Genomic DNA, 4,873 nt, shown 5'->3' with positions numbered 1-4,873 from the left:
CCGGGGCCGACGGCCCGGGCGCCTCCGCGGCCTCCCCGGCGAGCACCGACGCGCCGCCGCGCGAGGAGCGCGTCCCGATCACGGGGGTGCGCCGGCACACCGCGGCGGCGATGGTGGCGAGCGCCTTCACCGCCCCGCACGCCACCGAGTTCCTCACCGTCGACGTCACCCCGACGTCCGACCTGCTCGCCCGGCTCGCCGCGGACCGCCGGTTCGCGGGTCACCGGGTGGGCGTCCTGGCATTCGTGGCCAAGGCCGTGACCGTCGCGCTGCGCCGCCACCCGACGCTCAACGCCCGGTGGGACGAGGAGGCCGGGGAGATCGTCCTGCACCGCTACGTCAACCTCGGCATCGCGGCCGCGACCCCGCGCGGGCTCGTCGTCCCGAACGTCAAGGACGCGGACCGGCTCGGCCTCGTGGAGCTGGCGGACGCGCTGCGCGACCTCGCCGCGCGCGCCCGGGAGGGCACCACCCCGCCGTCGGAGATGACCGGGGGGACGATCACGATCACCAACATCGGGGTGTTCGGCATCGACGCCGGCACGCCGATCCTCGTCCCCGGCGAGGCCGCGATCCTCGCCCTGGGCGCGGTGCGGCGGCGGCCCTGGGAGCACCACGGGGAGGTCGCCCTGCGCGACGTCCTGACCCTGAGCCTGTCGTTCGACCACCGGCTCGTGGACGGCGAGCAGGCCTCGCTGTTCCTGCGCGACGTGGGCGACGTGCTGGCCGACCCCGGACGGCTCGCCACCCTGGTGTGAGACGGACGGACGCTCGCCGCCCTCAGTCGTGACCGAGGGCGGCGAGCGCCATCGTCTCCAGGAGCGCCCTGACGCGTCCCCGGGGCACGCCCCGCGCGCCGTGGCCCTGCGCGCTGTACGGCGTGGAGTTGAGCAGGCCGAACATGGCCTGGGTGCGCAGCCGCAGCTCACCGACGGGCGCGTCCGGGTCCAGACGCGCCAGGACGGCGACCCACGCCTCGACGTAGGCCCGCTGCAGGCCGCGCACCGTCCGCCGGTCCGCCTCGGCCAGCGCGTCGAGGTCGCGGTCCTGGACGCGGATGACGTCGGGCTGGGCGAGCGCGAACGCCGTGTGGAACGCCACGAGGCCGCGCAGCGCCGCGGCGTCGTCGGGGGCCCGCGCCACCACGGCGTCGCCGCCGTCGCGCAGCCGGGCGCTCGCGCCCACGAGCAGCGCCGCCAGCACGGCCTGCTTGCTCGCGAAGTGCCGGTACACCGCCGGGCCGCTGATGCCGGCGGCGGCGCCGAGGTCCTCCATGGAGACACCGTCGAACCCGCTCCGGGCGAAGAGGCGGGCCGCCTCCGCCAGCAGCGTGGCGCGCCGGTCCGCCTTGGCGCGGCTGCGTGCGGTGGTGCGCGGTGCGGTGGGGCCCGGTGCGGTGGGGCCCGGTGCGTCGTCGCTCACGGCGCGTCCTCTCGCCTGGACAGGTGTCGTGGATCACACTAGCGTCCACTCAGTTAGTCATCACTAACCGAACGACGAGCTCGACGGAGAGCGACGGACCATGGAGACGCTGCGCAGCGCCGCGGACCGCGGTGGTGACCGGGCGGACGCCGAGGCGCACCGCGCCCTGGTCGCCGATCTCCGCGCGCGCCTGCGCACCGCGGCACTGGGGGGATCCCAGGCCGCCCGGGACCGGCACGTCGCCCGGGGCAAGCTTCTGCCGCGGGAGCGCGTCGACGCCCTGCTCGACGAGGGCAGCCCCTTCCTCGAGGTCGCACCGCTGGCCGCGAACGGCCTCTACGACGACGCGGCACCCGGCGCGGGGGTCGTGGCGGGCATCGGGCTCGTGCACGGCCGCCACGTCATGGTGCTGTCCAACGACGCGACCGTGAAGGGCGGCACCTACTACCCGCTCACGGTCAAGAAGCACCTGCGCGCGCAGGAGATCGCGGCCGAGAACCGGCTGCCGTGCGTCTACCTCGTCGACTCCGGCGGCGCGTTCCTGCCGATGCAGGACGAGGTGTTCCCCGACCGCGACCACTTCGGCCGGATCTTCTACAACCAGGCGCAGATGTCGGCCGCGGGGATCCCCCAGATCGCGTGCGTCATGGGCTCGTGCACGGCGGGCGGCGCGTACGTCCCCGCGATGAGCGACGAGACGGTCATCGTGCGCGACCAGGGCACGATCTTCCTCGGCGGTCCCCCGCTGGTGAAGGCCGCGATCGGCGAGGTGGTCACCGCCGAGGAGCTCGGTGGCGGCGCGCTGCACAGCCGCACGTCCGGCGTCACCGACCACCTGGCCGAGAACGACGCCCACGCCCTGCAGATCGTCCGCGACATCGTGGCCACGCTCCCCCGGCCGACCACCACGGCGTGGGACCTGGAGCCGCCCGAACCGCCCGTGGTGCCCGAGGACGAGCTCTACGGCGTCGTGCCCGCGGACGTCCAGACGCCGTACGACGTCCGCGAGGTCGTCGCCCGGCTGGTCGACGGGAGCCGGTTCCACGAGTTCAAGCGCGAGTACGGCACCACGCTGGTGACGGGGTTCGCCCGGCTGCACGGCCACCCGGTGGGGATCGTGGCGAACAACGGCGTCCTCTTCAGCGAGTCCGCCCTCAAGGGGGCCCACTTCATCGAGCTCTGCGACCAGCGCGGGATCCCGCTCGTCTTCCTCCAGAACATCTCCGGCTTCATGGTCGGCAGCGCGTACGAGGCGGGCGGCATCGCCAAGCACGGCGCCAAGATGGTCACCGCCGTGGCGACCACCCGGGTGCCGAAGCTCACCGTCGTCGTCGGCGGCTCCTTCGGCGCGGGGAACTACTCCATGTGCGGGCGCGCGTACGGGCCCCGGTTCCTGTGGACGTGGCCCAACGCGCGGATCTCCGTGATGGGCGGGCAGCAGGCGGCCTCGGTGCTGGCGACGGTCCGCCGCGACCAGCTCGAGGCCCGCGGCGAGGAGTGGTCCGCCGAGGACGAGGAGGCCTTCCGGGCACCCCTGCGCGAGCAGTACGAGACCCAGGGGAACCCGTACTACGCCACCGCCCGCCTCTGGGACGACGGCATCATCGACCCGGCCGACACCCGCCGCGTCCTGGGCATGGCCCTCGACGTCTGCGCGACCGTCCCGCTCCCCGAGCCCCGCTTCGGGCTCTTCCGGATGTGACGACCATGACGACGACGTCCCCCCGCCCCCCGGCCGGGCCCGCTGCGGACCCCGCCCGGCTCTTCTCCACCGTCCTCGTCGCGAACCGGGGCGAGATCGCGTGCCGGGTCATCCGCACCCTGCGGTCGCTCGGCATCCGCTCGGTCGCCGTGTACTCCGACGCCGACCGGGACGCCCGGCACGTCGGGCTCGCGGACGAGGCCGTCCGCCTCGGCCCGGCCGACGCCCGGCGCAGCTACCTCGACATCGAGGCGGTGCTCGCCGCCGCCCGGGCGACGGGTGCCGAGGCGATCCACCCCGGCTACGGGTTCCTCGCGGAGAACGCCGCCTTCGCGCGGGCCTGCGCCGACGCCGGGGTGGTGTTCGTCGGGCCCGGCGTGGCCGCGCTCGAGGTGATGGGCGACAAGATCCGCGCCAAGCGGCACGTCGCGCAGGCGGGCGTGCCCGTCCTGCCCGGCGTGAGCGAGGCGGGCCTCGACGACGACGCCCTGGTCGCGGCAGCGGCCGACGTCGGCTTCCCCCTGCTGGTCAAGCCGTCCGCCGGCGGCGGCGGCAAGGGCATGGAGGTCGTGGAACGCGCCGAGGACCTCCCCGAGGCGCTGCGGACGGCACGCCGCGTCGCGGCGGCGGCCTTCGGGGACGACACGCTGCTCCTGGAGCGGTACGTCCGCGCGCCCCGGCACATCGAGGTGCAGGTGCTCGCCGACACGCACGGCACCGTGGTGCACCTCGGCGAGCGGGAGTGCTCGCTGCAGCGGCGCCACCAGAAGGTGGTCGAGGAGGCGCCGTCGCCGCTGCTGGACGCGCCGACCCGCGCGCGGATGGGCGAGGTGGCCTGCGCGGCCGCCCGCAGCGTCGGCTACGTCGGTGCCGGCACGGTGGAGATGATCGTCCCGGCGGACGACCCGACCGCGTTCTTCTTCCTGGAGATGAACACCCGGCTCCAGGTGGAGCACCCGGTCACGGAGATGGTCACCGGGCTGGACCTCGTGGAGCAGCAGCTCCGGGTCGCGGCGGGCGAGCGGCTCGCCGTGCGCCAGGAGGACGTCCGGCTCACGGGCCACGCGATCGAGGCCCGGCTGTACGCCGAGGACCCCGCCCGCGGGTTCCTGCCCGGGACCGGTCGGGTGCTGGCGCTGGAGGAGCCGTCCGGCGAGGGGGTGCGGGTCGACAGCGCGCTGCTGCCCGGTCTGGTGGTCTCGGCCGACTACGACCCGATGCTCGCCAAGGTCGTCGCCTGGGGCGCCGACCGCGACCAGGCGCTGCACCGGCTCGACGCGGCGCTCTCCCGGACGGCCGTCCTCGGCGTGCCGACCAACACGGCGTTCCTGCGGACCCTGCTCGCGGACGCGGACGTCCGCGCCGGTCGGCTCGACACCGGGCTGGTCGAGCGTGTCCTCGCCCGGGGCGCGGCGGGCGACCGGGAGACCGGGGTGGACGGGAGCACCCCGCACGCGGACGCCGACAGCACCCGCCTGCCGCTGGACCGTGTCGCGGTCGTCGTCGCGGCGCTGGAGCACGAGCGCACCGCCCGTGCCGCCGGGACGTCCCCCGCCGCGGGTGCCGGCTCGCCGTGGCGGTCCGACGGCTGGCGCGCGGGCGACCCCGTCCCCGTCCGGTCGGCGTTCGCGCTGACGGACGGCACCGTCGTGGACGTCGCGGTCCACCCGGACGGCGACACGCCGTCGGGCGCCTCGAGCGTGACGGTCGACGACGGCGCCGTCGTGCGGGCCGGTCTGGCGCACCGCG

4 protein-coding genes are annotated in these 4,873 nt (G+C 75.6%); 3 read left to right on the top strand and 1 reads right to left on the bottom strand.

What is annotated here, in order from left to right:
- The coding region (locus N866_RS04475) for a dihydrolipoamide acetyltransferase family protein (RefSeq protein WP_034223242.1) at positions 1-758 on the top strand (758 nt) is incomplete at its 5' end.
- Between the two features lie 22 nt (positions 759-780).
- Here the strand turns inward: N866_RS04475 and N866_RS04470 are convergent.
- Entirely contained in the window at positions 781-1,422 is a 642-nt protein-coding gene (locus N866_RS04470) for a TetR/AcrR family transcriptional regulator (RefSeq protein WP_034223240.1), read from the bottom strand.
- A gap of 100 nt (positions 1,423-1,522) precedes the next feature.
- Between N866_RS04470 and N866_RS04465 the strand changes: the two genes are divergently transcribed.
- A complete protein-coding gene (locus N866_RS04465; RefSeq protein ID WP_034223239.1) occupies positions 1,523-3,124 on the top strand; it encodes a carboxyl transferase domain-containing protein in 1,602 nt (533 codons plus the stop codon).
- A gap of 5 nt (positions 3,125-3,129) precedes the next feature.
- Positions 3,130-4,873 (top strand): acetyl-CoA carboxylase biotin carboxylase subunit (locus N866_RS04460; RefSeq protein ID WP_155855202.1); only part of this gene is annotated, 1,744 nt, incomplete at its 3' end.

The sequence above is a fragment of the Actinotalea ferrariae CF5-4 genome, assembly GCF_000603945.1.
In the GTDB taxonomy this organism is placed as follows: Bacteria; Actinomycetota; Actinomycetes; order Actinomycetales; family Cellulomonadaceae; genus Actinotalea; species Actinotalea ferrariae.
This window is presented reverse-complemented; position numbering and strand designations above follow the sequence as displayed.

Bases quoted from the DNA above. Each gene is read 5' to 3' on its own strand.
- N866_RS04465 (WP_034223239.1), top strand. From the start codon at position 1,523: ATGGAGACGCTGCGCAGCGCCGCGGACCGCGGTGGTGACCGGGCGGAC.